Below are 24,055 nucleotides of genomic sequence, written 5' to 3'. Positions count from 1 at the left end.
GCGGCGTGCGCGCGGGCGTGGGGGGACGGCCGGCGGCGTGCGCGCGGGCGTGGGGGGACGGCCGGCGGCGTGCGCGCCAGGGGTCGGGGAGGAGCGCAGGGCCGATGTGATAGCCTGCCGCCATGATCGTTCCGCCCGCGCCCGGGAGCGCGCTGAGCCGGCCGGCGCGAGGCGCCCGGCGCGCGCGCGCGGCCTGCCTCGTGGGGGCGGCCGCGGCCTGCTTCGCGCTTGGCTGTCAGAGCATCCTCGGCATTCATGACGTCTCGCGCGACGGCGCCGGGGGCGCGGGCGGCGCCGGCGGCGAGGACGTCCGTGCGGCCGGCGGAGGAGGGGCCGGCGGCGGGCCTGCGCACGGCAGCGGCGGGGGGATGCCCCAGCCGGGCTTCTCCATCGCGCTCGACCGGCCGGCGGTGCGCGTTGCGCGCGGCAACTCGGCGGAGCTCACGGTCACCGTCGACCGCTCGGGCGGCTTCGCGGGCGACGTCGCGCTCTCGCTGGCGGATCTGCCGAGCGGGGTCACCGCCAGCCCGGTCGTGGTCCCGGGCGGCGAGACCACCGGCGTCATCACGGTGGCGGCCGACCCGCTCGCGACCGTCGGCGGCGCCGCGCCCTCGCTCCGGGCCAGCGCCGCTGGCCTGGAGGACCGCGCAGCGCCGGTCTCCCTCCTCGTCGCCGACCCGCCGGGGGCGCTCGATCAGTCGTTCGACGGCGACGGCATCGCCACGAGCGGGACGGCCCACGAGGCGCGCGCCGTCGTCGTGCAGCAGGACGACAAGATCCTCGTCGCCGGGGTCGACGGCGAGACGTGGGGGCTCGCGCGCTTCCTGCCGAGCGGCGCGCTCGATCCCGACTTCGGCACGGGGGGCCTCGTCGTCGGCCAAGAGGGCTCGGTCTCGTCGCTGGCCTTGCAGCCGGACGGGCGAATCCTCGCGGTGGGGACGCGAGGCGGCCAGCTTGCGATCGTCCGGTTCAACGTGAGCGGCGGAATCGATCAGGCCTTCGGCGCGAGCGGGGTCGCGAGGCTCGGTCCGGCATCGATCAGCAGCTCGGAGGGCTTCGACGTCTGCGTCCAGACCTCCGGGGCGATCATCGCTGTCGGCGTCGGCTCCGGCAACCGAGGTGTCGTCGCGAGGTTCTCTTCCGCCGGCGACCTCGATGAGGGGTTCGGCCGCTTCGGCATCATCTCGATGGATGAGCGCCCGTTACACGCCCTCGCTCTCGACGAGGGCGATCACATCATGGTCGGAGGGAGTGAGATGACCGCTGACCCGGCCTTCCTCGCGGCGCGGCTCGACCGCGACGGGAACTTCGATCCGGGCTTCGGGACCGGCGGCGTCGCCTACCTCGACGCCACGCCGTACGCCGATACCGATCTCGCCCTCGGCGGGGACGGCAAGCCCGTCCTCGCGGGCTACGCGCTCGACGGCGTCAACATGTACGCGTTCGCGCGCTTCAACGCCGATGGCTCCGCGGACGCCACGTTCGGCGAGGGCGGCATGGTGAGGGCCGGCGCGGGCGAGGCCCAGTACACGCGAGCCTTTGGCGTCGCCATCCAGGCAGACGGCAAGATCCTGGGCGCGGCCTGGGGGGGGACGCCGGCCTCGGGCCTGAGGGCCAAGATCCTCCGGCTCCTGCCGGATGGCACGATGGATCCCGGGTTTGGCACCTCGGGCGCGGTCGTGCTCGATGACCACCCCGAAGCCAACTACCTCCGCGCCGTCGCCGTCCAGCGCGACGGCCGCATCGTGGCCGTGGGCAAGCGGTCGGGCCTCGGCCTCATGGTGGTGCGCGTCTGGGACTAGAGCACCGATCACGTTGATCGACCCGAAATGAACCGCCAAGACGCCAAGGACGCCAAGAAGAGAACAAGATCTTGGCGTCTTGGCGGTTCGAATCTCTGCTCTTTCGAGCGGTTTCAACCCGTTTGTCGTTTCAGGCGCCCGGATCCAGAGGCGCTCGAAGCTCGCGCCAGGGACCCGGAGAGCGATTGAAAAGGCGCATGGCGCATGGCGCATGGGCGCAGAGGCGCAATCCATCGATCTGACTTGCGCCTTTGCGCCTTTGCGCCTTTGCGTTGAAATCTCTCTCCGGACACCGGCAGGCCCTGTGCCCCGCGACGCTCACCCGGTCCGGCCCGCGCGCCCCTCGCCTCCTTCGCGGCGCAGCAGCCCGTAGCGCGCGAGCTTGCGGTACAGCGTCGTCCTCGGGATCCCGAGGCTCCGCGACACCTCGCACACGTTCCAGCGGGCGAGATCGAGCGCGGCGCGGATCCGCTCCTCCTCGGCGTCCCGGTACTCGGCGCGCGACCGGCCCCGCGGCGCCGGGGCCGCCGACGGGAGCTGGATGTCGGCCGGGCCGATCTCCGGGCCCGGCGCGAGCACGCACGCGCGCGCGAGCACGTTCTCGAGCTGCCGCACGTTGCCCGGCCAGCCGTACGACGTGAGCCGCCGGAGCGCGCCCCGGGACAGCCGGAAGGCCGGGCGGCCGTGGCGCGCCGCGAGCTTCTCGACGATCGCCTGCGCGATCGCCGGGATGTCGTCCGGGCGATCGCGCAGCGGCGGCAGGCGGATCTCGATGACGCTGACCCGGTAATAGAGATCCTCGCGGAAGCGCCCCCGCGCGACCTCCTCCCGCAGGTCGCGGTTCGTCGCGCAGACGATCCGCACGTCGGGCACCGGGATGCTCCGGTCCGACCCCACCGGCCGGATCGAGCGCTCCTGGAGCGCGCGCAGCAGCTTCGCCTGCAGGGCGACAGGCATCTCGCCGAGCTCGTCGAGGAAGAGCGTCCCGCCCCGCGCGGCCAGGAACAGGCCGCCGTGGTCCCGGACGGCGCCGGTGAACGCGCCCTTCACGTGGCCGAAGAGCTCGGACTCGAGCAGCGCCTCGGGCAGCGCGGCGCAGTTGACCGCCACGAACGGCCCCTCCCGCCGGGGCCCGCCCGCGTGGAGGGCGCGCGCGACGAGCTCCTTGCCGGTGCCGCTCTCGCCCGTCACCGTGACCGTGACGTCGCTCTCCGCGACGCGCTCGCAGAGCGCGAGCACCGCGCGCATCGGGGCGCTCCTCCCCGCGATCTCCGGGAAATCGCGGCGGGCGTCGGCGCGGCTCCGCTCGAGCTCGTGCGAGAGCCGCTCGATCTCGTCCGCCTGCGAGCGCATGAGCTCCGCGACCCGGCGCTGCTCCTCCTCTAGGGCGCGCGTGCGGTCCCTGAGCTCGGCCATCAGCCGGCCGTTGTGCAGCGCGACGGCGATCTGGTCCGCGAAGGCGCCGAGCAGATCCGCGTCTCCTTCCGCGAACTTGCCGCGCTGGAACCGGTTGTCGAGGTAGACGGCGCCGAGCACCGCGCCGTGCGCGCGGATCGGCACGCACACGATCGACCGGAGCCGCAGGCTGTGCACGGACGCGTTCCCGTGGAACCGCTCGTCGGCCAGCGCGTCGACCGTGAGCACCGCCTCCCCGCGCTCGACCACCCGCTTCGCGATGCCGTGGCTGAACTTGAGCTGGCTCTTGCCCACGCGCTCGCGATCGAGGTTCCGCGCGACAGCGACCTCGAGCTTGACCTTCGCCCGCCCGTCCGGCGGCGAGGACGCCGGCGCCGGCGAGGCGAGGATCACGAAGCCCCGCTCGGCGCCGGTCAGCTCGATCGCCGCGTCCATGGCGAGGCGGAGCACCTCCTCCGCGTCGAGCGTCGAGCTCAGGCGCCGGTTGATCTCGAGGAGCCTCAGCACGAGCTCCATGCGGGCGCTGCCCGCGGTCGGCACCCGCGCGGGCCCGCCGCGGAGCGCGGCCCGCCGGGGGTGCCGCCAGAAGACCTCGGCGAGCTCCGCGGGGAGCGTGCTCCCGATGCGCTCCCAGCACTCGAGCGCGGCCGTGCGGTGCCGCTCGGCCAGCGCCGCCGCCGACCGGAGGCGGAGCACCTCGGCGGACACCTCCTCGTGCCGCGCGTGGAGCTCGAGCTGCGAGACCCGCGCCACGAGGCCCGCGCCCCGCTGGACCTCCGCGAGCGCCGCGTCCGCGTCGCCGAGGGCCAGCGCGAGCTCCGCGCCGGCGGTCGCGTGGCGCAGCGCGAGGTCCGCCGCGTCGGCCTCCCGGAGCAGCGCCGCGGCCTCGGCCAGCCGCGCGCCCGCCGCGGCGCCGTCCCGCGCGGCGAGGGCGATCTCCGCGGCGTGGAGCGCCGCCTCGCACGCCTCGCGCTTCGATCCGCGCGCCGCGTGGCCCGCGCGGGCCTGCTCGATCAGCCGCGCCGCCTCGCCGAGCGCGCCGCGCGCGGCGGCGATCTCCGCGGCGAGCCCGAGCGCCGCGGCGGCGATCTCCTCGGGGACGGGCGCGCGCAGGTCGGGGACGGGCGAGAGCAGGCGGGCGACGCCGAGCTCGGCCCGCTCGAGCAGGCCGATGTCGGCGTGGAGCTTGGCGAGGTTGAAGCGCAGGGTCGCCTCGGTCCGCTCCTTGGCGAAGGCGATGGCCGCCCGCAGCCCGCGCTCGTAGCAGCGCAGCGCCGCGCCCCAGTCGCCGAGCTGGTGCCGCGCCGTGCCCAGGTTGAGCGCGGCCGTGGCGAGCAGGTCGCCGAGGCCCTCCGCCTCGGCCAGGTCGAGCGCCTCCTGGAACCCGCGCGCCGCGAGGGCCGTGTCGCCGGCGCGGTAGGCGTGGAGCGCGTGGTAGCTCAGCGCGCGGGCGCGGGCGCGGGGCGAGCCCGACGCCGGCCGCAGCGCGACGGCGCGCGCCAGGCTGCGGAGCGCCCCGGCCTGGTCGCTCAGGTACCCGAGCGCGAGGCCCAGCGTCTCGGCGAGCTCCGCGGCGGCCTCGCCGGCCGGCGGCGCGGCCGCGGCCTCCGCGAGCGCGAGCGCGCCCTCGGCCTCGCGCCGCGCGTCGTCGTAGCGGCCGAGGCGCAGGAGGCAGCGCGCGGACAGGCTCGCGAGCCGCGCGTCGACGGCCCCGCGCTCCGGCAGCTCGAGCGCGCGCGCGCGCTCGAGCTGCCGGAGCGCCCGCCCGACCTTGCCGAGCTTCTCGTAGCAGCGCGCCGCCCGGTACGAGAGCTCCGCGCCGGCGTCGGGCGGCGGCCCGCTCCGCCTCGCCCGCGCGAGCAGCGACAGCGCGCGCCGCGGGTCGCCGGCGGCCTCGACCGCCGACGCGGCGGCCACGAGCGTCCGCGCCGCCGGCATGGCCGCGCAGGCGGCGTCCGCGGCGCGCACCCAGGAGCGCGGCGCCCACTCGAACATCGGCTCGGACGCGAGCAGCGCCCGCCGCGCCGCCTCGTGGTCGCCCGCCAGGGCGAGCGCCCGCGCCCGGTCCGCGGCGCGCTGGCTGCGGAGCGCCGGGGCGGCCGCCCCCTCGCCGGCGCCGCCGAGGTGCGCTGCCTGCGCCCGCGCGACCCCGCGCACCACCTCCGCGTCGAGGAGGGGCAAGAGCGCCCTCGCCTGCCCGGGCTGGCCCAGGCGGAAGCCGTCGCCGTCGAGGCGCGCGAGCCCCGCGGCCTCGAGCGCGTCGAGCGCCGCGCGCCCCACGCCGAGGGCCGCGGCGGCGTCGGGCCCGAGCCGGTCCGCGACGGCGAGCGCCGCGAGGGCGCGCGCCTCGTCGCGCGGGAGCGCGGCCACGCGGCGGCGCCAGAGCTCCGGCGTGCCCGTCGTGTGCACGAACCCGTCGAGCTCCGCCTCGCTCAGCCGGCGCTGCGCGAGCGCGGCGCAGAGCTCCTTGAGCGCCCGCGGGCGGCCGCCGCTCGCGCGCAGGAGGTCGGCCACGCGCGCCGCCGTGGCCAGCGGCGCCGTCCAGACCCGCACCGCGGCCTCGTCCAGCGGGCCCAGCGGGAGCTCGACCGCCGCGCCCGGGCGCACGTCGAGCCGGTCGAGCGGATCGGCGGAGGCGATGAGCCAGAGGAGGGCGTCGGTCGGCTCGGTGGCCCGCACGAGCGCCTCGAGCAGCGCCCTGTCGTGCGCGCCGAGCCGGTCGGCGTCGTCGATCGCGAGCACGCGCGGGCGGCGTGAGGGCGCCGGAGGGGGCGGCGCGCGCGGAGGGGGCGGCGCGTCGACCGACCCGGCCCGCGCGAGCTCGGCGCGGGCGCCGAGCAGCGCGTCGACGCCGGCCGGGAGCGAGGCGCGCCCGAGCGCGCGCAGCAGGAGCGCGCGCAGCGGGTCCTCGCCGCGCGGCGCGCCCTCGACCACCTCCGCGCAGAGCTGGGCGCGCCACTTGAGCTCGCGGAACAGCCGCGACTTGCCGGCGCCCTCCTCGCCCGTGACCACCACGGCGCGCGGCCCGCGCTCGCCCCGGAGCAGCGCCTCGAGCGCCGCGCCGAACGCCTCGACCTCGCGCTCCCGCCCCACGATCTCGCCCGGCTCGCTGACGACCGCGGGCGCGCGCCGCGGCAGCCCGCCGGCGGAGAGGGTCTCGAGGACCTCCTCGACGCCGGAGGGCCGGCTGGCCGGATCCGCCGCGGTGAGCCGCTCCGCGAGCCGGCGCGCGGCGGCGGGGGGCGCCCCGGAGAGGAGCGGGAACAGGTCCTCGAGCGTGCGCCCCACCGCGAAGAGGTCGGAGCGCGCGCTCGGCGGGGCGCCCTGGAGGAGCTCGGGCGCGAGGAACCGCGCCGTGCCCGCGAGGTCCCCCGCCGCCGCGCGCATCCGGCGCGCCGCGCTGAGGTCGATGAGCACGCCGGCGCCGTCGTCCCGCACGAGCACGTTGTCGGGCTTGAAGTCGCCGTGGACGATGCCCGCGCCGTGGAGCCAGCCGAGCGCGTCGAGCGCGTCGAGCAGGACGGGCAGGGCCGCGCGGAAGGCGCGCCCCCGGGCGTGCTCCGCGAGCGTCCGGCCCCGGATGAGCTCCGCCGTGGTGTACGTGAGCGGCGCGCCGCCGCACGTCGTCCGGGCGAAGTCGTACGCGCGCGGCAGGCGCGGGTGAGCGCACCCCGAGAGCAGCGAGAACTCGCGCCGGAACGCCTCGACCGCGCGCGCGACGTCGAAGCAGTCGAAGCGCAGCGCCTTCAGCGCGACGTCGCGCTCGAAGAGGCGATCGCGCGCCTCGAAGACGGAGCCGAGCCCGCCGCGCCCGAGCGCGCGCACGACGTCGTAGCGGCCGTCGATCACGGCCCCTGGCGCAATGCCGGGCTGTACCATCGGTGCAGAGTGGAACAGAACGGTACAAACAAATCGACCGGAGCCTCCGGAAATCCGCGCTGTCGCGCTGGCACGGCTGTTGAACAGCCTGGCGGCGTGATGCGCTGGCTCGCGGTTCTTCTGGTGGCGTGCGTGGCCGGGTGCGGGGTGAACCCGATCCCGGAGCCGCCCGCCGCGCCCGAGCTCGGCGACGTGATCGCCGACATCTGCAGGGTGTGCGACGCGTGGACCGTCGATCTCGCCGGCGGGCCCGGCAGCGCGAGCAACGCCGACGAGGTCTGGGCGGTGAGCCTCGACAAGGCCGCGCCGCCCGCGATCGCCGAGGTCGGCGCCGACGGGAGCTTCGCCCTCAGGCTGGAGGCATCCCTGGGCGACGAGGTGCGCGTCCAGGCGCGGCGCGGCGAGCAGCGCTCCGCGCCGGCGGATCTCGTCGTCGCGCAGGGCGTCCTCAAGCGCGCGCCGCGCCCGCTCTCCGACTGCTTCGACGTCGCGCCGGAGCTCGAGCTGCCCGACACGGCGGTCGGCGAGGTGTCGATCGGCGTCGTCCGCCTCGAGCACGACTGCGCGGAGCCGCTCGCGATCGACGCGATCGCGCTCCGCGCGCCGTCCGCCGATCTCGCCGTGCAGGGAGGGGCGGCGCCCGTGGTCCTCGCGCCCGGGGAGCCGCTCGACGTCAGCGTGGAGTTCCGGCCGAGCGCGTCCGGCCTGCGCGAGGAGGTGCTGCTCATCGAGGCCTCCTCTCCCGCGACCACCCGGCGCGCGATAACGCTCTTCGGGCGTGGGGTGCCCTGAGCCGACGAACAGCTTACAGGCCCCTTCCTGAAGGCCCCTTACGGGCCTCCAGCGGGAGGCGCGTTCCCACGAACCAGCCCTCTTGCGACAAGAACATGGAGATGAACATGCGATCACATACCTTGTGGTTCCTTTCGGTGTCCGCGATCCTCGGACCGCTCGGGTGCGACCCCCAGGTGAGCGGTGGGGACTGCCCGGATCCACGCGATCCGGAGGTCCGCTATGTCTCTCACGATCCGGAGGAGTGCGCCCTCATCGACTTCGACTGCTCCCCACCGCAGACGCTGTTCTCCGACGAGTGCGGCTGCGGCTGTATCGGCCCCGAGGCGCCGGCCTGCCCGGACCCGAGCGATCCGGACGTGCGCTATGTCTCCCACGACATCGAGGAGTGCCACCTCATCGATTTCATCTGCGCGGAGAGCCAGACGCAGTTCGTCAACGAGTGCGGCTGCGGCTGCATCGGCCCCGTGGGGCCGGCCTGCCCCGACCCGGCCGACCCGGAGGTCCATTACGTGTCGCACGATCCGCGGGAGTGCGAGCTCCTCGATTTCGCGTGCTCCCCGCCGCAGACGCTGTTCGGCGGCGAGTGCGGCTGCGGCTGCATCGGCCCCGAGGCGCCGGCCTGCCCGGACCCGAGCGATCCGGACGTGCGCTATGTCTCCCACGATATCGAGGAGTGCCACCTCATCGACTTCATCTGCGCGGAGAGCCAGACGCAGTTCGTCAACGAGTGCGGCTGCGGCTGCGTCGGCCCCGAGAAGCTGGCGTGTCCGGATCCGAGCGATCCGAGCGTGCATTACGTGTCCGACGATCCGGGCCGGTGCGCCGTCATGCTGTTCAGCTGCGACGAGGGGCAGACGGCCTTCACCAACGAGTGTGGCTGCGGCTGCCTCGATGCAGAGCTCCCCCCGGGGCACGCGCGTCAAGGCTCCTGACCGCGACGCGGACGGCCGCCCGAGGCGCGCGTCGGCCGCGCTCGCACGCCCGTACAGGGGGAATCACATGCGCGCACCCGAGGCGCGCCGCGCCGGAGCGCGCGATCGCCGAGAGAGCCCGCCCGCTCCCATCAAAGTTCTCTGCTCGCTCCGTCGAGGCCGGTGATAGGCTCGCCCGAGGGGGCGCGCGTGAGGACACGACCGGGATGAGGACGAGGCACGTCGAACAGCGCACCTCGCATGTGATCGGCGTCGCGTCGCTCTTCTGTGACAACTCCTTCAACGCCGCGGTGTTCGCCGGCATGCACCGCGCCGCGCGGGCGCGCGGGTATCAGCTGCTCGTGTACTACGGGCCGCCCCGGACCGCCGCCGAGCGCGGGGCAGGGCTCCACCTGGTCGCCGGCTGGATCGCGATGTACTCCACCGACGGCCTGGAGGCGCTGACCTCCGGCGGGACGCCGGCCGTGCTCTTCTGCGCGCCCGCGATCGACCCGCGCTGCCCCGTCGTGCGCGCGGAGAACCACGACTCGATCCGCCGGCTCGTGGATCACCTCGTCGGCCTCGGCCACCGCCGGATCGCGTACATCGGCAAGCTGACGTCGGGCGACTTCGTCGAGCGGGCCGCGGCGTTCGATGAGGCGATGAGCGCGCACGGGCTCGCGGCCGATCTCAACCTGCTCTCCAGCTTCCATGAATGCACGATCGTGTACGCCGAGCGGCGCCTCGGGGAGCTGCTCGATCGCGACGGCAAGTTCTGCGACGCGCTCGTGGCGGGCAACGACGAGATGGCGATCGGCGCCATCCGCGCGATCCAGGCGCGCGGCTACCGCGTGCCCGAGGACATCGCGGTCGTGGGGTTCGACGACATCAGCCTCGCGCAGCACTGCGATCCGCCGCTCACCACGGTGCGGCAGAGCCCCGAGCTGCTCGGGCGCATGGCCGTCGATGTCCTCGCCGATCTGCTCGACGGCCTCCCGCCTCCGCACCCCGTGATCCGCGTCCCCGCCGAGCTCGTGGTGCGGCGCTCGTGCGGCAGCGCCGCGTGGGACGCCGGGCTGCTCGCGCCGGAGGAGCTCGACGCGCCGGGCGGCGACTGGCAGCGCGACCTGTCCCGGCGGCTCGACGCCGTGCTCGGGGGGGCAGCGCTCTCGCCGGACGACGGGCCCCTCGTCTGGCCCGAGGCCGAGGTGATCGCGCGGGGGCTCGGCGCGGCGCTCGCCGGGGCGGAGCTGCCGGAGGTGACCGAGCTCGAGCGCGCCTTCGACAGCGCGGTCGAGCACAGCGACCGGATCGAGGTCCTCCTCGCCGTGGTGGGCCACATCGAGGAGTCCGCCGCCGAACGGCTCGCCGGCGCGCCGGCGCCGGACGCCGAGCGCCGGGTGGAGACGTTCCTCCACCGCGCGCGGCTCGCGCAGCAGCGGGCGCTCGCGGCGTCCGAGCGGCGCGGCGCGAGGAGCCTCGAGCGGCTGGTCCGCGCCAACATGGCCATGGCCGGGCTCCTCGCCTCGAAGGAGACGTGGACCGACGATCGCCTGGGCTGGCTGCGGCACACCGCGGTGCGCGTCGGTTGCCTGGCGCTCTGGGCGGACGGTCAGGGCCCGGGCGGGCCCGAGCTCATCATCGACAGCGTGCATACAAGCGATCCCGACGCGGCCGCGCTCGCGGGGCGCCGGTACCGGACCGGCCTCTTCCCGCCGCCCGAGCTGTTCGAGGCCGCCTCGCCGGAAGAGGCGGGCGGCCATATCGTGGTGATCCCGATCGCGAGCGCGCAGCGCGACTGGGGGACGCTGGCGCTGGGAGGGCTGTACACCGAGAGCTTCGCGGACAACCTCCAGCCGATGGCCATGTGGATTTCGCTCATGGCCGCGGCGTTCGAGCACCACGCCATGGAGGCCGTGCTGCACGCGGAGCGCGACATGCTGGCCGCCGCGTACGACCGCGAGCGCGCGCTGTCGAGCACGGTGCGGGAGCTCGGCTGTCCGGTGATACCGCTGCTCCCGGGGGTGCTGCTGATCTCGCTGATCGGCGCGATCGACGGGGCGAGGGCGCGGCAGATCATGGAAGCGGTGCTGTCGGGCGTGGCGCGGGAGGGCGCCCGGTGGGTGCTGCTCGACGTGACGGGCGTGCCGCTTGTCGACGCGGAGACGGCGGCGGCGCTGGTGCAGACGGCGCAGGCGACCCGGCTGCTCGGGGCGCGCGTGAGCCTGGTCGGCATGGGGCCCAGGATGGCGCAGAGCATGGTCGAGCTCGGGATCGAGCTGCGAGGGATATCCATCTTCCAGTCGCTCGCCGCCGCGATAAGCCACCTCACGAGGAGACGACCGGGATGACGGCGACGCCTGTCGACCAGCGCACGTCGAAGGTGATCGGGGTCGCCTCGGTGTTCCTCGACAACTCCTTCAATGCGATGGCGTTCGCCGGCATGCACCGCGCCGCGCGCGAGCGCGGCTACCAGCTCCTCCTGAGCTACGGGTCGCCTCGGTCCATCGTCGAGCGCGGGGCGGCGCTCCGCCGGGTCGCGGGCTGGATCGCGATGTACACCATCGACGGCCTGGAGGAGCTGATCTCCGACGGGACGCCGGCCGTGATCTTCTGCGCGCCCGCGATGGGCGCGCGCTGCCCGGTCGTGCGCGCGGAGAACCACGACTCGACCCTCCGCCTCATCGATCACCTCATCGGCCTCGGCCGCCGCCGGATCGCTTATATCGGCAAGGCGACGTCGGACGATTTCATCGAGCGGGGCGCGGCGTTCGACGAGGCGCTGAGCGCGCGCGGGCTCGAGGCCGATCTCAACCTGCTCTCCAGCTTCCACGAGTGCACGATCGTGTACACCGAGCGGCGCCTCAAGGAGCTGCTCGAGCGCTACGGCAAGCTCTGCGACGCGATCGTGGCCGGCAACGACGAGATGGCGATCGGCGCCATCCACGCGATCCGGGCGTGCGGCTACCGCGTGCCCGAGGACATCGCGGTGGTGGGGTTCGACGACATCAGCGCCGCCCAGCACTGCGATCCGCCGCTCACCACGATGCGGCAGGGCCCCGAGCTGCTCGGGCGCGTGGCCGTCGAGCGGATCATCGAGCTCATCGAGGGCCGCGCCCCGGAGCAGCTCGTGACCCGCGTCCCCGCCGAGCTGGTGGTGCGGCGGTCGTGCGGCAGCCCTGCGTGGGAGGCCCTGCTGCCCGCGCAGGGGGCCGGCGCGGACCCGGGCGAGTGGCAGCGCGACCTGCTCGGGCGGATGAACGCCGTGCTCGAGGGGCCGACGCACCTGCAGCCCGGCGAGCGGCCCCCCGTCTGGCCCGAGGCCGAGGTGATCGCGCGGGGACTCGGCGCGGCGCTCGCCGGGGCGGAGATGCCGGAGGTCATCGAGCTCGAGCGCGCCTTCGCCGCCGCCGTCGCGTACAGCGACCGGATCGAGGTCCTCCTCGCCGTGGTGGGCCAGGTCGAGGAGGCCGCCGCGCGGCAGCTCGCCGGCGCGCGGGCGCCGGACGTCGCGCGCCGGGTGAAGACGTTCCTCCACCGCGCGCGGCTCGCGCAGCAGCGGGCGCTCGCGGCGTCCGAGCGGCGCGGCGTGAGGAGCCTCGAGCGGCTGGTCCGCGCCAACATGGACATCAGCAGGCTCCTCTCACCCGGGCAGGCGTGGTTCGACGAGCGCCTCCTGTGGCTGCGGCACACCGCCGTGCGCGTCGGTTGCCTCGCGCTCTGGGCGAACGATCGGGATCCCCACGAGCCCGAGCTCATCATCGACAGCGTGCATACAAGCGATCCCGGCGTGGCCGCGCTCGTGGGGAGCCGGTACCGGGCTCGCCTCTTTCCGCCGCCCGAGCTGCTCGCGGCCGCCTCGCCGGACGAGCCGAGCGGCTATCTCGTGATGGTCCCGCTCATGAACGGGCGGCGCGACTGGGGGGCGCTGGTGCTCGGCGGGCTGCACGTCGAGAGCTTCGCGGACAACCTCCAGCCGGTGGCCATGTGGGTGTCGCTCCTTGTCGCGGCGTTCGAGCGCCACGACATGGAGGCCGCGCTGCACGCGGAGCGCGACATGCTGGCCGCCGCGTACGACCGCGAGCGCGCGCTGTCGAGCACGGTGCGGGAGCTCGGCTGTCCGGTGATACCGCTGCTCCCGGGGGTGCTGCTGATCTCGCTGATCGGCGCGATCGACGGGGCGAGGGCGCGGCAGATCATGGAAGCGGTGCTGTCGGGCGTGGCGCGGGAGGGCGCCCGGTGGGTGCTGCTCGACGTGACGGGCGTGCCGCTTGTCGACGCGGAGACGGCGGCGGCGCTGGTGCAGACGGCGCAGGCGACCCGGCTGCTCGGGGCGCGGGTGAGCCTTGTCGGGGTGGGGCCCAGGATGGCGCAGAGCATGGTCGAGCTCGGGATCGAGCTGCGAGGGATACCCATCTTCCAGTCGCTCGCCGCCGCGATACACCAGCTCACGCGGCGTGCGGGCTGACAGGCGAGCGAGGCAACATGGCGATTCTCACCCGCGGCGACAATGCGTTCACGGCCCAGTCCCTCACCGGCGCCTCGTTCGAGCCGATGTACGCGGGCGCCCTCTCGTTCCTGCGCCGGAAGTACTCGCGCGATCTGACGGGCGTCGACGTCGCGGTCACGGGGCTGCCGCTCGACACGGCGACGTGCCACCGCCCCGGCGCGCGCTTCGGCCCCCGCGCCGTGCGCGAGGCGTCTGCCCTGCTCGCGTGGGATCGCCCGTACGGCTGCGAGCTCGACCCGCTCGAGCGGCTGGCGGTCGTCGATTACGGCGACTGCGCGTGGGACTACGCCCGGCCCATGGACGTCCCCGCCGCGATCGAGGCGCACATCGCCGGGATCCTCCGCGGCGGGGCCGCGCCGCTGTCGATCGGCGGCGACCATTTCATCACGTTGCCCGTGCTGCGGGCGCTGCACAGGCAGCACGGCACGCTCTCGCTGATCCACTTCGACGCCCACTCGGACACGTGGGGCGCCGACGACGACGCGGGGAGGATCGATCACGGCACGATGTTCTTCCACGCCGCCCGGGAGGGCCTCGTCGATCCGGCCCGTTCGGTGCAGATCGGGATTCGCACGCACAACCCGGACACGCGCGGCTTCCAGATCCTCGACGCCCCCTGGATTCACCGGAACGGCGCCGCGGCCTTGATCCAGCGCGTCCGGGAGGTCGTCGCGGGGCGCAAGGTGTACGTGACGTTCGACGTGGACTGCCTCGATCCCAGCTTCGCGCCGGGCACGGGCACCCCCGTCTGCGGCGGGATCAGCACCGCGACGGCGATCGAGATCCTGCGCGGGCTCGGGGGCGTCGACGTGGTCGGCATGGATGTCGTCGAGGTCGCGCCGGCCTACGACCATGCGGGCATCACGGCGCTGGCCGCCGCGACCATCGCCTACGAGCACCTCATCCTGTACGCGCGCCGGCCGGGGGCATCGCCCTGCCTTCAGGGCGGCTGAGCTACCATGGTTGCAAGCGCCGATCTCATGAATGAAAGACGTCGGGCGTTTGCCTCAGGGAAAACCCAGGGAAAGCCTGAAGGATGACCCTGGCCCGCATCCTGCTAAGTCTGTAGACCAGAGCGCCCGTGACGGCTTCCCCCCCCGCCGTCGAATGGGCGCTCTTTTTTTGTCCTGTCACGGCCGCGGGCGGCCCCGCCCCGCGCGGACAGGACGCGCCCGCGGCTCCGTCGTCCGTCGCTCAGGGCGCGCTCAGGAACTCCCGGATCGCCGCGAGCGCCTCGTCGCGCGCGTCGGCGAGCACCGCGTGTCCGGCGCGGGGGAAGCTCCGTGCCTGGACGAGCTCCCGGGGCAACGCGGCCACGAGATCGCGCGCGTCTGCCGTCGTCGCGAACGGGTCGAGATCGCCGGACAGCACGAGGGTGGGGCACCGGACGCGCGCGAGGTCCGCGCGCAGGTCGTAGGTCTGCATCTCACCCGCGACGAAATAGGCGCCCACGTCGAGGTGGAGCACCGCGCGGGCGAACGAGCCTTCGTCCGGCGGCGACTGGCGGTAGAGCGGGAGGCAGACACGGATGTAGTCGCTGAAATTGGGTGTCGGATCCGCGTAGAACCGGCGCGCGACGTCGGCCGCCTCGGCGCCCCCGAGCCGCTCGAAGACGGCCAGCATGCGATCGAGGCGGAGCTTCGCCGTCGTGCTCGTCAGGATGAGCTTCCCCGGGTGATCCGGGTATCGCGCCGCGTACGCCTGCGCCACCATGCCTCCGAACGAGTTTCCGAGCACCACGGGCCGCTGGATCTCGAGCGCCTCGCAGAACGCCCGCACGTCGTCCGCCCACGTCTCGAGGTTCCACCGCTCGGGCCCGCTGCGATCGCTGCGCCCGCAGCCGCGGTGATCCAGATAGACCACCTGCGCCACGTCGGCGAGCGCGGCGCCGAACGGCACGAACTCGGTATGATCGCTGCCCGGCCCGCCGTGCAGCAGGATCAAGGTGGGTCGCTCCCGCATCGCGGGCCCCTCGGGGACGAGCTTCGCCCCTTCCACATCGAAGAACAGCCGCACGTCGCCTGTCTGTACTCTCATCGTGATCGAGTGAAATCACAGACCGCGGCGCCGCGCCAGACCTCCCATGGCCGGCAGAAAGCACCATGTGTGGCAGATCGCCGCGCGCCGCTCCGGCGGCGGTGGCGGCATCCACCGCTGTTGTCGGGCTCGCCTCGCCGCCATGTCACCTGGCGAGCGCCGGCAGGACGCGCTCGCCGAAGACCTCGATGAAGGCTCGCTGGTTCAGGGTCACGTTGTGAACGTGGATCGTGTCGAAGCCGAGCTCGGCGTCCTCGCGCAGCCAGGCCGCGTGCCGCTCGACGTCCGCCGAGACGCGCACCTGCGCGGCCACGTCCTCGGGCCGCACGAAGGACGCGGCCGCGTCGAAGTGCTCGGGCATCACCAGGCTCGCGAGGAGCCGCGGCGGCAGCACGTTCGTCCGCCATTGCGCGTGCGCATCACGGAGCGCGGCGCCCTCGTCGGCGTCGTAGGCGATCTTCGCCTGGAGCACCATCGGCTTGCCCTCGCCGCCGCCTTCCCTGAAGCGGCGCACCACCTCGCAGAGCTGCTCCCGGCCCTGCGACACCGTGATCAGCCCGTCGGCCCAGCGCCCGACCCGCTCCGCGGTGGCCGGCGAGATGGCCGCGCCGAGCAGGAGCGGCGGCTTTGCCGGGCGCGTGTAGAGCTTCGCGCCCTCCACCACGACGCGGCCCCGGTGCGTCACGGTCTCGCCGCGCCACAGCGCCCGGATCACCTCGGCGCACTCCTCCAGCCGCGCGGTCCGCTCGGCGTGATCGGGCCATTTCTCCCCCGTGATGTGCTCGTTCAGCGCTTCCCCGCTCCCGATCGAGAGCCAGAAGCGCCCCGGGTACATCTCGGCCAGCGTGGCGGCCGCCTGGGCGATCACCGCCGGGTGGTAGCGGTATCCGGGCGCGCAGACCGTTCCGAACGACAGCGACGTGGCCTGGAGCGCCGAGCCCAGCCACGACCAGGTGAAGCCGCTCTCGCCCTGCTGCTCGCTCCAGGGGTGGAAGTGGTCCGAGCACATCGCCGCCGTGAACCCGGCCTGTTCGGCGTGGCGCACGTGCCGGAGCAAGGCCGAGGGGGCGAGCTGTTCGTGAGACGCGTGGTAGCCGATCGAGAGCTTCCGCATGGGTCCGTCAGGCTCCTCGTGGCGCGCCGGGCTCCGGCCGACTACCTCGGCGTGTCAGCGTGCCAGCGCGTCAGCGCGCCCGCGCGACGGAGCAATCGCCGCGCCAGGGAGGGCCTTGCGGAGCGCAGCCGCCGCTCGTCTGCCGAGCGGCGGCCTCTCGTCACCTGGTCAGGATGCTGGCCGCGGCGAGCCCGACGGCCTGGGTCAGGCGGCGCATGTAGTCCCAGTTCAGGCGATCTACGGTGTCGCAGCGCGCGTGGTAGCAGGGGTTGCCGTCGCCGCCGAAGAAGTCCTGCGACACGGCGACTGCCGGCGCCCCGTAGCGCCAGAACGCCGCGTGATCGCTGCGGTTCGTGCAGGCCTCGACCCGCACGAGGTCGAGCTCCGCGCGTGTCGCCGCGGCCTCCACCGAGGCGCCGAGATCGGCCGAGGTGTTCTCGTCGCAGTGGATGATGTGATAGCGCCCGTCGTTGTTCGAGTCGTAGGCTGTCATCTCGAGGTCGAGGACGCCGACGACCCGCGCGAGCTCCCCGCTGCCGTCGAGCTTGCGGGCATAGGCGTTCGAGCCGAGGAGCCCGTCCTCTTCCTGGTCGAAGGCGACGATGCGGAGCCCGATGTTCAGGGGCGTGTCCTTGAGCGCGCGGGCGATGGCGAGCGACGACACGATGCCGGAGGCGTCGTCGTCGGCCCCGGCGTTGCTCACCGAGTCGTAGTGGGCCGAGAGGATGAGGATGCGTGACGGGTCGGCGCCGGCCCTGTCGGCGGTCACGTTGACGCCCTGGCTCCATCCGCTGCGATAGGTGTGTTCCTGGACGTTGAACCCCAGCGCCTGGTACTGCTGTCGCAGCCAGGTGCGGGTCAGCGAGCGCCCGTTCTCGGACCCGCGCTCGCGGATGACGACCGACCGCCCCCCGAGGTTGACGGGGGTGGCGCCCGAGAGCTCCTTGAGCCGCGCCTCGAGGAAGGCGGCGTCGATGGTGATGTCCGGCGTCTCTCCCTCGAACGCCGTGCGCTGCCCTTCCGGACCCGCGGCGCGCTTCGCTCGCAGCGCGCTCGAGACGACCGTCTCGTGCTCTGCGATCGGCTCCGCGTAAGGGAGGTCCGAACCGAGCCAGTCGTGCGGTTCTCGGCCTGTCGGCACGGCGACGACGGCGAACCCGCCGAGGCGCGCTCTCTCTCCCGGGAGCGCCGCGTCGGGCAGCGGTCCCTCGACGAGGTGCAGCGAGGCGTCGTGCTCTTCCTTCAGCGCGATGCTCTGCCGGGCGCCGTCGACGGCGGCGCGGGTCACGACCACCTGGCCTTGCGGCGTGGCGAGGCGGTTCAGGAACGTGGTGACGGTGCCCTTGCCCACCAGCGAGACATGAATCTCCTGAGCTGCCGGCGCCGTCGGATCTCCGTCGGCGCACGAGGCCGAGAGCAGCGCAAACATCGCAGTTCCCGCGGCCGTGGCCCAGGAGCGATTACCGCGTATCGCCATGTTGTATTCCCCTTTTGGCGCCACCCTACGGATCTCACCTCGAGGATCCAAGAACTATCTCGCGATGAGGCCGGCGCCTCTCACGCCATCGGATGGATGGAAGAACACAGAGTTGAATGTTGTCGCTGCCAGTCATGGCCCAGCTCGTCGGGCCGGAGATGGCCTGGGAAGAGACCGCTCGTCCTGTTCGCGTGGACGGCGCGATCAACTGGCCGTAGCGCCGAGTGGTTCGAGAGAACAGAGATATTGAACCACAGAGGGCACAGAGGGCACAGGGGGAGAAATATTTGAATCTCTCTCTCTATCTCTCCTCTGTGCCCTCTGTGTCTCTCTGCGGTTTATCTCTCTTCTCTTCAGCCGAACGAAGGTCTAGCTAGTGCCGCGGGGTAGAAGTCCTGCCAGGGATCTGCCTCGCGAGAGCAGAGATTTAACGCAAAGGCGCAAAGGCGCAAAGGGTATGTATTCTTCTTGTTTTTTTTTGTTTTGCGCCTTGGCGTCTTTGCGCCTTTGCGTTGAAATCTCCATCCGGATCCATGGCCCTCCTCCTGGAGGGCGGACCTAGTGAGCGCCCGAGGTGGGTGCTGCGGTCGCACTCGGCGCCGCCGATCCCGCCGGCACCACGGATCCCACCGGCACCGCCGACCCTGTGGCCGTAGCGGGCGCCGCAGGCGCCGCGATGGCGGCTCCGGGAGGCGCCCCGTCGCGGAGCGCGAGCTGCCCGCTGCGGCAGGTGTCGATCGCGGACGCGAGGATGCGCATCGCCTCCTGCGGGGCGTGGAAGCCGGACGAGTTCTCGGCCTCGGCGAAGTCCAGGAAGAACTGGCACTTCCGCTGCGCCGCCCGCGCGCCGGCGAGCGCCTCGTCCGACATGCCCGCCTCCTTCGCCCGCTTGATGTCCCCGATCAGCGCCGTCACCGCGTCGAGCGCCCGGTTGCGCGTCTCGAAATGGCGCTCCTGGATCGTCTCCACGCGCTGACGGAGCTCGTCCTCGGGCCACCTGTGGCACGTCTGGCACGCGCGGTTGATGTTGAGCAGCGGGCTCTGGATGTGGTGATCGCTCACCTTCGCCGCGCCCACCCGCTGGTACGGCATGTGGCAGTCCGCGCACGCGACCCCGGAGCGGGCGTGGACGCCCTGATTCCACATCTCGAACTCCGGGTGCTGCGCCTTCAGCGCCTTTGCCCCCGACTCCGCGTGGGTCCAGTCCGCGTGGCCGTTCTCCTCGTAGTAGGCGTAGATCTCGTCGACCTTGATCCCCTTCGCCCACGGGTACACGAGCCGCTTCTCCGGCCCCTTGAAGTAATACTCCACGTGGCACTGGCCGCAGACGTACGAGCGCATCTCCTGGCGCGTGGCCATCGTGTTGACGTCGTAGTTCTCCTGGCCCTGCGACGCCTTGAGCGCGCGGATCCCCTCGAGGAACCCGGGCCGCGTCACGCGGAGCTGCATCGACTGCGGATCGTGGCAGTCGATGCACGAGACCGGGTGCGTCACGAGCTTGCGCGCCTCCGGGAACGGCATCTGGTTCATCGCCTCCCAGCCGCGGATGAGGTCGCCGCCGCCGAGCTTCTTGTACGGCACGTACACGGAAGCGTGGCAGTGGATGCACGTCCCCGGCTGCTTCGTCGCGATCTGCCGCTCGGTGTACACCTGATCCTCGAGCATGTACGCGTGCCCGCGCTCCTCGCGGAAGTCGCGCGAGAACGCGTAGCCGGCCCACATCGTCTTCAGCCGCCCGTCCTCCTCGAGCTTCGACTGCGCCACCACGCTGCGCGGATCGGCGTCGGTGGGCGTGCGCGGCACGGCCTCGCTCCCGCCGAAGCGCGTGCGCTTCTGGTCCACCGTGCGCCGGTAGCTGTCGTACTGGATGGGGAAGTTCTTCCCCCAGACCGCCGGGTCCTCTATCGTGTCGTCGAGCTCGACGACGCGATAGAACGGGTTCTTCGCCTCCTGCTTGTGCTCGAAGATGTTGACGAGCAGCGCGGCGATCCCGCCGGTGGCCACCGCCGCGCCGATCGCGATCAGCGGCAGGTAGCGCCGGAGCGCCGGCCGCCGCGGGCTCTTGGTCGTGGATCCTTCGTCCATGGGCTCCGTCATCCTATTCATCCCTCGAGCGGCGGGCGCGCCTCAGTGCAGGTGCCCCACCGATTGATGGCAGCGCACGCACGAGAGCGCGCCGCGGTGCTCGCTGTCGCTCGCGTGCTCGCTGTCGATCGCGTGAACGATGTCCTCGTGACACCCGCGACAGGCCTCCTCCGTGACGCGGAGGTTGCTCGGCTTTATCCGGATCGGGTCCGGGAAGCGCCCCGACGTGAAGGCGAACGAGTGCCAGAAGCCGTTGGTCGCCTTCGTGACATATTTCCCCACGACCGTGTGTGGCGCATGACAGTCGTTGCATCCCGCCACAGCGCGGTGGCTGGAGCGCTGCCACCCGTCGAACTGCTCGTTCATGATATGGCAGTTGGCGCACGCCGACGGGTCGTTCTGCAGGTACGACGCGCCCTTCGCGTACACGAAGGTGTAGCCGCCCAGCCCCACGGCGGCGCCGATCGCGACGCACAGCACGAGGGGCAGAGTCCATGTCCACCGCCACCCGGCGCGCGCGCGCTCGGGGGCGGCGGGCTCGATCGGCTTGCTTCGCGGTACTTCCCCTTCTGCCTCGCGGTCCGGCTGACGGGTCATCGGTCGCCGCGCGCCCTGCAAGTCAGGTGCCACGACGCGCGGGGCAGGCGCGATGGGCGACGGCGCGGCGATGCGACGCGGGCGGGTCGACTCGGCTCGAGGCGCGCGCTCGAGGCGCGCGCAGCGCGTGCGCGGAGGCGCAGTTTCCGCGCATGCGCTGCGCGCGTCCGGGGGGCGGCTGTTCCCGCCGCGGCCCGGCTGCGCTAGTGAGCCTCCAGGAGACGCCCTCGTGAACGCCCCGCGCGATCTGCGCGCCAGCTCGACCTCGACGCTGCCCGTCATCGCGTCGACGAGCGCCCGTTCGGGCGGAGGGAACAGGAGACATGACGACAGCGGCCCCGGCCCCGAAGACGCCGTTCACGCCGTACCAGCGGCGGCTGTTCTGGTTCCTCAGCGTGGCCTCGTTCTTCGAGGGCTACGACTACCTGGCGCTCACGCAGATCCTGCCGAACTTCGGCGCGGAGATGGGCCTCGCCGCCCGCCACGAGGGGTTGCTCGTCGGCTTCATCAACGCGGGGACGATGATCGCCTACCTGCTCGTGCGCAAGGCGGACGAGTGGGGTCGCCGGCGGGTGCTCACGGTCACCATCGCGGGGTACACGCTCCTCTCGGTGCTCACGGGGTTCGCGCCGAACGTCTATGTCTTTGCGGTCTTGCAGTTCCTCGCGCGCATCTTCCTCCTCGGGGAGTGGGCGGTCAGCATGGTGGTCGCGGCCGAGGAGTACCCGAGCGACCGGCGCGGGATGGTGATTGGCGTCATCCAGGCGTTCTCGAGCCTGGGCTCGATCGTGTGCGCCGGGGTCGTGCCGCTGCTCCTGTCGACCTCGTACGGCTGGCGCAGCGTGTATTTCGTCGGCGGGATTCCGCTCTTGATCATGGCGGTGGCCCGTCGAGGCCTGCGTGAGACGGCGCGGTTCGAGCAGGCGGCGGCCGAGCGCCAGGGGGAGGGCGCGCAGTCGTTCACGCGCATCTGGCGTTCCCCGTACCGCGCGCGGATGCTGCAGCTCGCGCTGATCTGGGGGCTGACGTACGTTTGCACGCAGAACGCGGTGACGTTCTGGAAGACGTTCGCGCTGCGGGAGCGCGGCTTCACCGACGCCGAGGTGGGCGCGAGCATCACGTTCGCGGCGGTGGTCTCGATGCCGCTCATCTTCGTCTCGGGCAAGCTGCTCGACGTGGTGGGCCGCCGCAGGGGCGCGGTGATCATCTATGTGCTGGCGGCGGCCGGGGTGCTCGGCGCCTATTCGCTGGGCACGCGCGCCGGGCTCACGCTCGCGCTGGTCTTCGCCATCTTCGGCGCGAGCGGGGTGCTGCCCGTGCTGAACGCGTACATGACCGAGCTCTTCCCGACGAACCTCCGGGGCGACGCGATCGCCTGGTCCAACAACCTGCTCGGCCGGATCGGCTACATCCTCTCTCCGATCGCCGTCGGCCTCGCCGCGGAGGAGATCGGCTGGGGACCTGCGGTGTCCATGACATCGATCTTCCCGCTGCTCGCGCTGGCGCTCATCCTGTGGCTCCTGCCGGAGACGCGCGGCAAGGAGCTCGAGGAGACGGCGCGGGTGTAGGAGCGGTGGCCAGACGTCTGGCCGCGGATGGCCAGACGTCTGGCTGTGGATTGTCGGACGGCTCCGCGCGGCGTCGAGGCGTGGTAGAAGGCAGCGTATGAGCAGGCTCTCCGAGCGCGCGTTCTCCGAGATGGTCGAGGCGGGGTGTCCCTCGTGCGGGGGGCGAGAGCTGCACCTGCGCTCGTATGTCGACGCGCTCGTTCCGCTCATGGAGGGCGAGCCCGTCGGACCGGTCAAGTGGGTCTACAAGGGCGAGATGTTCGTCGACGGGCTGTACGAGATCGCGTGCGGCGCGTGCAAGCACCTCCTCTTCAAGGACGATCGCTGCCCGCGGTGCCACGACGAGGGCGGCCTCGCGCGCGGGCTCACGACGACCAACGCGTATCCCGTGCCGGAGCAATGCCCGCGGTGCGAGCACATCGAGGTGCGCTTCATCGCGTTCGTGCCGGCGCGCGTGAAGTACGAGGGAAAGCGCGCGGACAGGGCGCAAACGAGCGTCGAGCTGCACGACCCCGGGTTCCACGGCTACCGCGTCGACTGCAAGGACTGCGGCAAGATCGCCGAGCGCGCGGACGCGTGCCCGATCTGCGAGCGCCCGGCGCCCATCCGGGCGCGCTTCAGCCAATCCACGTGAGCCGAGGCACCGCTACTCGCCGAACGCGAAATACGTCGCCGAGATCCTCCACACGCCGCCCTCCGCGACCGTCGAGATCCTCCACGCCAGCGTGTGCTCCCCCGGCGCCCGCAGCGCCTCCGCGTCCCAGAGGAACGGCGGCGACTCGCTCCCAGGGCACCAGTTCGCCCTCGACGCCTCCACGCTCTCGATCGCGCCGCACGGGTTCTCCAGGCAGTAGTCGAACCCGCCATCCGCCGGCCCCTGGTGCATGCGCGTGCAGAGCGCCTCGCAGTCCGTCCGCCAGGGCGAGATCTTCTCGAGAGGACCCCCGTCCACCAGGATCGTGTGGTATCTGCGACAGAACTCCTCTGCCGGTCCGATGCACCCGGAGCCGGACTCGCCGCCCCCGTGGCCTGTCACGCGGTATTCGACGCGCGAGCTCACCGTCCCCTCGGGCACCTGCACGGCGAGCGGCCCCGGCCCGTCCGCGGTCGTCTGCGAGCCGTTGAACAGCGGGATCACCGCCAGCACCTTCCGCGGCGGAGGACCGGGCACCGCCTCGATCACGGCGCTCACGGTCCAACCGCCGTTCGAGCCGCTCACCTGACCTGTCGCGTCGGACCATGTCGGGATCACCGCCCTCAGCCGGTGCTTGCCGGCGGCGAGCCCGTTCGCCACGTCCGTGATGTCCACCTCCAGGTGGAGCGGCCCCCCGAACGGCGTGATCGCGCGCACGAGCTCGATCCCGGGCGGCCCGACCTCGGGATCCTCCGGGTCGTCCAGCGAGAACTCGAAGTTCCTGTCGAACGCGTCGCAGTCCGCGGGCCAGCTCTCGCCTTCCGGAGGCGGGTTGTCCTGCCAGCTCTCGAAGGGATAACACGTGGTCTCCAGGTCCACGACGAGCCTCACCTTCGCGAACGGCCCGTCCCGGAGGTCGAGCTCCGCGTTCGCCTGCTGGAAGTTCGGCTGGCTCGCGTCGCTCGTGATCCGGTCCTTCGCGAACGCCTCGATCACGTAAGGCGGCGCGGGCGGCGTCGACACCTCCCCGTCGTCAGGGGCGCCGGCGCCGCCCGATCCGCCGGCCCCGCCGGCCCCCGGCTGCGTTCCTCCGGGCGGCTGTGCCGCGTCCTTCCCGCAGCCCCCCGCGATCGCCGCGGCGAGGAGCGCGCCGGCGAGGGCGCGTCGCGCATCATGTGAACCCGACATGAGATCCTCCGGGTCATGCCTGGTGGAGAGTCTTCCACCGTG

At 73.0% G+C, this 24,055-nt stretch carries 15 protein-coding genes; 8 read left to right on the top strand and 7 right to left on the bottom strand.

What is annotated here, in order from left to right:
* Positions 1-122 precede the first annotated feature (122 nt).
* A complete protein-coding gene (locus WME76_RS45070; RefSeq protein WP_437962387.1) occupies positions 123-1,802 on the top strand; it encodes a hypothetical protein in 1,680 nt (559 codons plus the stop codon).
* A 318-nt stretch (positions 1,803-2,120) separates the two neighbouring features.
* Here WME76_RS45070 and WME76_RS45065 read toward each other — a convergent pair whose 3' ends face one another.
* Positions 2,121-7,067, bottom strand: coding sequence for a sigma 54-interacting transcriptional regulator (locus WME76_RS45065; protein ID WP_437962386.1), 4,947 nt, complete (start codon positions 7,065-7,067; stop codon positions 2,121-2,123).
* Between the two features lie 129 nt (positions 7,068-7,196).
* On the opposite strand from WME76_RS45065, the gene WME76_RS45060 reads away from it, so the two are divergent.
* The 5 genes from WME76_RS45060 to speB all read left to right on the top strand — a co-directional run bounded on the left by WME76_RS45060 (position 7,197) and on the right by speB (position 14,266).
* Positions 7,197-7,889 (top strand): hypothetical protein, encoded by a 693-nt coding sequence (locus WME76_RS45060; protein ID WP_437963021.1) that lies wholly within the window; start codon positions 7,197-7,199, stop codon positions 7,887-7,889.
* 101 nt (positions 7,890-7,990) lie between these two features.
* Positions 7,991-8,824, top strand: coding sequence for a hypothetical protein (locus WME76_RS45055; RefSeq protein ID WP_437962385.1), 834 nt, complete (start codon positions 7,991-7,993; stop codon positions 8,822-8,824).
* Positions 8,825-9,030: 206 nt separating this feature from the next.
* The gene (locus tag WME76_RS45050; RefSeq protein WP_437962384.1) at positions 9,031-11,154 is read left to right on the top strand and encodes a substrate-binding domain-containing protein; all 2,124 of its coding nucleotides are present in this window, start codon (positions 9,031-9,033) and stop codon (positions 11,152-11,154) included.
* On the top strand, positions 11,151-13,271 hold the full coding sequence (locus WME76_RS45045) for a substrate-binding domain-containing protein (protein ID WP_437962383.1): 2,121 nt from the start codon (positions 11,151-11,153) through the stop codon (positions 13,269-13,271). Before WME76_RS45050 ends, WME76_RS45045 begins: the two co-directional genes overlap by 4 nt.
* A 17-nt stretch (positions 13,272-13,288) precedes the next feature.
* A complete protein-coding gene (speB, locus tag WME76_RS45040) occupies positions 13,289-14,266 on the top strand; it encodes an agmatinase (RefSeq protein WP_437962382.1) in 978 nt (325 codons plus the stop codon).
* A 241-nt stretch (positions 14,267-14,507) separates the two neighbouring features.
* On the opposite strand, the gene WME76_RS45035 is transcribed toward speB, so the two are convergent.
* From WME76_RS45035 to nrfH, 5 genes are all read right to left on the bottom strand, one after another.
* A complete protein-coding gene (locus tag WME76_RS45035) occupies positions 14,508-15,350 on the bottom strand; it encodes an alpha/beta fold hydrolase (RefSeq protein ID WP_437962381.1) in 843 nt (280 codons plus the stop codon).
* Positions 15,351-15,495: 145 nt separating this feature from the next.
* The gene (locus WME76_RS45030; RefSeq protein WP_437962380.1) at positions 15,496-16,464 is read right to left on the bottom strand and encodes a TIGR03885 family FMN-dependent LLM class oxidoreductase; all 969 of its coding nucleotides are present in this window, start codon (positions 16,462-16,464) and stop codon (positions 15,496-15,498) included.
* 160 nt (positions 16,465-16,624) lie between these two features.
* Positions 16,625-17,893, bottom strand: a complete 1,269-nt coding sequence (locus WME76_RS45025) for a M28 family peptidase (RefSeq protein ID WP_437962379.1) — start codon at positions 17,891-17,893, stop codon at positions 16,625-16,627.
* Positions 17,894-18,499: 606 nt separating this feature from the next.
* Complete coding sequence (locus tag WME76_RS45020) at positions 18,500-20,038, bottom strand: ammonia-forming cytochrome c nitrite reductase subunit c552 (RefSeq protein ID WP_437962378.1); 1,539 nt, start codon at positions 20,036-20,038, stop codon at positions 18,500-18,502.
* 30 nt (positions 20,039-20,068) lie between these two features.
* The gene (gene nrfH / locus WME76_RS45015) at positions 20,069-20,623 is read right to left on the bottom strand and encodes a cytochrome c nitrite reductase small subunit (protein ID WP_437962377.1); all 555 of its coding nucleotides are present in this window, start codon (positions 20,621-20,623) and stop codon (positions 20,069-20,071) included.
* Between the two features lie 323 nt (positions 20,624-20,946).
* On the opposite strand from nrfH, the gene WME76_RS45010 reads away from it, so the two are divergent.
* Entirely contained in the window at positions 20,947-22,191 is a 1,245-nt protein-coding gene (locus WME76_RS45010) for an MFS transporter (protein ID WP_437962376.1), read from the top strand.
* Between the two features lie 97 nt (positions 22,192-22,288).
* Positions 22,289-22,825 carry a hypothetical protein gene (locus WME76_RS45005; protein WP_437962375.1) on the top strand — a complete coding sequence of 179 codons (537 nt, stop codon included), beginning with the start codon at positions 22,289-22,291 and terminating at the stop codon, positions 22,823-22,825.
* 12 nt (positions 22,826-22,837) lie between these two features.
* On the opposite strand, the gene WME76_RS45000 is transcribed toward WME76_RS45005, so the two are convergent.
* Positions 22,838-24,013, bottom strand: a complete 1,176-nt coding sequence (locus WME76_RS45000; protein ID WP_437962374.1) for a peptide-N-glycosidase F-related protein — start codon at positions 24,011-24,013, stop codon at positions 22,838-22,840.
* Positions 24,014-24,055 lie beyond the last annotated feature (42 nt).

The organism is Sorangium sp. So ce119 (assembly GCF_051524405.1).
Lineage (GTDB): Bacteria > Myxococcota_A > Polyangia > Polyangiales > Polyangiaceae > Sorangium > Sorangium cellulosum_G.
This window is presented reverse-complemented; position numbering and strand designations above follow the sequence as displayed.

What these genes read in the sequence shown, in the direction of transcription:
- WME76_RS45070 (WP_437962387.1), top strand. Translation starts at nt 123, where the DNA reads ATGATCGTTCCGCCCGCGCCCGGGAGCGCGCTGAGCCGGCCGGCGCGA.
- WME76_RS45060 (WP_437963021.1), top strand. Translation starts at nt 7,197, where the DNA reads ATGCGCTGGCTCGCGGTTCTTCTGGTGGCGTGCGTGGCCGGGTGCGGG.
- WME76_RS45055 (WP_437962385.1), top strand. Translation starts at nt 7,991, where the DNA reads ATGAACATGCGATCACATACCTTGTGGTTCCTTTCGGTGTCCGCGATC.
- WME76_RS45050 (WP_437962384.1), top strand. Translation starts at nt 9,031, where the DNA reads ATGAGGACGAGGCACGTCGAACAGCGCACCTCGCATGTGATCGGCGTC.
- WME76_RS45045 (WP_437962383.1), top strand. Translation starts at nt 11,151, where the DNA reads ATGACGGCGACGCCTGTCGACCAGCGCACGTCGAAGGTGATCGGGGTC.
- speB (WP_437962382.1), top strand. Translation starts at nt 13,289, where the DNA reads ATGGCGATTCTCACCCGCGGCGACAATGCGTTCACGGCCCAGTCCCTC.
- WME76_RS45035 (WP_437962381.1), bottom strand. Translation starts at nt 15,350, where the DNA reads ATGAGAGTACAGACAGGCGACGTGCGGCTGTTCTTCGATGTGGAAGGG.
- WME76_RS45030 (WP_437962380.1), bottom strand. Translation starts at nt 16,464, where the DNA reads ATGCGGAAGCTCTCGATCGGCTACCACGCGTCTCACGAACAGCTCGCC.
- WME76_RS45025 (WP_437962379.1), bottom strand. Translation starts at nt 17,893, where the DNA reads ATGTTTGCGCTGCTCTCGGCCTCGTGCGCCGACGGAGATCCGACGGCG.
- WME76_RS45020 (WP_437962378.1), bottom strand. Translation starts at nt 20,038, where the DNA reads ATGACGGAGCCCATGGACGAAGGATCCACGACCAAGAGCCCGCGGCGG.
- nrfH (WP_437962377.1), bottom strand. Translation starts at nt 20,623, where the DNA reads ATGACCCGTCAGCCGGACCGCGAGGCAGAAGGGGAAGTACCGCGAAGC.
- WME76_RS45010 (WP_437962376.1), top strand. Translation starts at nt 20,947, where the DNA reads ATGACGACAGCGGCCCCGGCCCCGAAGACGCCGTTCACGCCGTACCAG.
- WME76_RS45005 (WP_437962375.1), top strand. Translation starts at nt 22,289, where the DNA reads ATGAGCAGGCTCTCCGAGCGCGCGTTCTCCGAGATGGTCGAGGCGGGG.
- WME76_RS45000 (WP_437962374.1), bottom strand. Translation starts at nt 24,013, where the DNA reads ATGTCGGGTTCACATGATGCGCGACGCGCCCTCGCCGGCGCGCTCCTC.